This is a genomic window from Vibrio sp. 10N.222.48.A3, from assembly GCF_041475345.1.
Taxonomy (GTDB): Bacteria; Pseudomonadota; Gammaproteobacteria; order Enterobacterales; family Vibrionaceae; genus Vibrio; species Vibrio tasmaniensis_A.
The window spans coordinates 1-2,239 of sequence record NZ_JBFRVX010000341.1 but is presented as its reverse complement, the minus strand read 5'-3'; the positions used below and the strand labels follow the sequence as shown (position 1 = coordinate 2,239).

Here is a 2,239-nt window from a genome sequence, read left to right as displayed (position 1 = left end):
CTTCTTCCTTTATCGAAGCTCAAGCTATTGTTTTTATATACTTTTCTGGCTGTTAAGACGGTGATGTATTCTGCCGAGCCTTCTATGCGTTCTTGTGCTAGGGCCATGTTCTCAACCAACGATGTATTGTCGTTAAGCATTTGTCGTTGCCTAATTGCCACATATTGTTTCAACAGCTCACGAGCTTCCACCTTAGTCAATTTTCTAGGTAGTCCATCAAACAGCTCGGTGAGTATTAACTCGTCTTGGATAATGCTTTTGGTTGTAGGGTAATTGTCAACGTCCTGTCGCCAATTGCTTTTGTTCGCCCAAGAGGTTTGATAGATGTGGAATACCTCATGAGGCGCAAATAAAAGGTCATTGGTAAATGGGTGTTGATTGTTAGCGACTGCATCCGTGTATTTTTGTGCGTAGTATTTGTGACCATCAATAAGTAAGTCGAAGGTGTACAGGTTATTTGAACCGTTGTTTATCTTAGTTACGGCACTATGCATTTCCTTTTTGTATTCATAGATTTTCATACCACCAGATTCTGCTGAACTGATCTTGGTCGCACTTTTTAGAACTGACTGAGGATTAATAATGAATGCATTTATAGGCTCATCTTTAGCATTGACACGAATCAGGTAGTGGGGTCTTTTGGCGTAATTATATCCATCCCAGTAATTCAATTTCATGTATGCTCCGATCTGCTTGATCATCGCTTTGTCAGCCACATTTTCAACGCTAGCAACGGCCGTCGGTGTCGTGGATTTAGGTGAACTCGAGCTTGAATTTGAATTACAAGCAGACAGTAGAAGAATGGTTACCCCTAGCAATAAACTTTTCATGATGACCCTTATCTAAGCAAATGTTGCTTAATACATTAACGGTATTCTTAGGAGCGTTCTGTAATAACTTGTAACTCGGCCACTTACATTATGGATAACGTAAATAATGTAAATTGAATGCCAATACGAATGATTATCAACTAAATTGTCGCCATAAAATCTATAGGTATTGGTTTGTATGTCGTTAAAAAGTAGGGCGGTTCAATCATGGGCTCGTCGACTTCATGTTTATATTTCTATGGCGCTGTTGTTTGTTGTTCTTTTCTTTTCAGTGACAGGCATCACCCTTAATCGCCCTGAGCTATTTGAATCCAGCCAACCCAATATCCAACACTCTACGCTAACGCTTCCCACGAGTTTGTTTACGATCCAAGACGGTCGACTGAAAGCCGACGAGTCTGCTTTTGAAACGTTTTTGTTTGAAGAAGCAAACCTATCTGGCGTTCCTTCGGGTTTAGACATCTACGCAGAGATTGAAGACGGTGAGTTGCTCATCGGTGAAGTGTCTATGGACTTCAAAGGACCTGGCTACAACGCTTCTGTGTTCGTCGATGTGACTTCTGAAATGGTGGAAGTCGAAACAACGAATTATGGCGTTATTGCATTGTTGAATGACCTACACAAAGGGCGTAATAGCGGTGAAGTGTGGAAGTGGTTCATCGATATTACTGCGCTATTGATGGTCTTCTTTGTACTGACAGGTGTGTGCTTACTGTTACCTAAGAAAAAAACACTTAATACCTCTATTAAATGGACGGTATTTGGGTCTGCAATTTCACTTGCTATCTATTTTGTCGCCGTACCGTAACCCGCTATCCGTTCCATGAGGCGGTGTGAGGGTGAATTAAAGGCGCAACGGATTTGAAAGGTTGTTAAACATGAAAAATATGAATTGGAGTAAATCGCTCCTTGCTTTGTCTCTTTTACCAAGCTTAGGCATGGCTGAGGTGCTTCCTGACACAGCAAAGCTCGATGTGCATTTCGAGTTACCAAGAATTGAGGCTTCTCCATACAAGCGCCCTTACGTAGCGATATGGGTAGAGAACAGTGAAAGAAAGTCAGTGAAAACGATCGAGCTTTGGGTCGGCCAAGATGAATGGCTTAAAGATTTACGAAGTTGGTGGCGAAAAGTCGGACGTTACGACCGCGAACTCGTTGATGCGGTGACTTCCGCAACACGTCCTGTTGGTCAATATCGTTTTGCTTGGGATGGCAAAAATGATGCCGGTCAATCGTTAGAGCAAGGTGAATACACGGTTCATATTGAAGTTGTACGTGAACATGGTGGCCGAAACTATCTTCGCCAAAAAGTAGCACTCACTGACAAAAATGCTTCTTACCAATTAGAACCAACGGAAGAGACCGGTCAGATTACGCTCAACTATATCGTTAAGTAGTAGATAAAGAAG

Annotated in this window: 3 protein-coding genes; 2 read left to right on the top strand and 1 reads right to left on the bottom strand. The window is 42.0% G+C overall.

Annotated elements, in window-relative coordinates:
• Window positions 1-830: hypothetical protein (locus AB4653_RS10810; protein WP_372104128.1), on the bottom strand; the 830-nt coding region annotated here is incomplete at its 3' end.
• A 178-nt stretch (window positions 831-1,008) separates the two neighbouring features.
• On the opposite strand from AB4653_RS10810, the gene AB4653_RS10805 reads away from it, so the two are divergent.
• The gene (locus AB4653_RS10805) at window positions 1,009-1,638 is read left to right on the top strand and encodes a PepSY-associated TM helix domain-containing protein (protein ID WP_032555053.1); all 630 of its coding nucleotides are present in this window, start codon (window positions 1,009-1,011) and stop codon (window positions 1,636-1,638) included.
• Window positions 1,639-1,708: 70 nt separating this feature from the next.
• Window positions 1,709-2,227 carry a DUF2271 domain-containing protein gene (locus tag AB4653_RS10800; RefSeq protein ID WP_102257992.1) on the top strand — a complete coding sequence of 173 codons (519 nt, stop codon included), beginning with the start codon at window positions 1,709-1,711 and terminating at the stop codon, window positions 2,225-2,227.
• Window positions 2,228-2,239: the final 12 nt, after the last annotated feature.

Excerpts from the sequence above, each read along its gene's own strand:
- AB4653_RS10805 (WP_032555053.1), top strand. The coding sequence starts at position 1,009 with ATGTCGTTAAAAAGTAGGGCGGTTCAATCATGGGCTCGTCGACTTCAT.
- AB4653_RS10800 (WP_102257992.1), top strand. The coding sequence starts at position 1,709 with ATGAAAAATATGAATTGGAGTAAATCGCTCCTTGCTTTGTCTCTTTTA.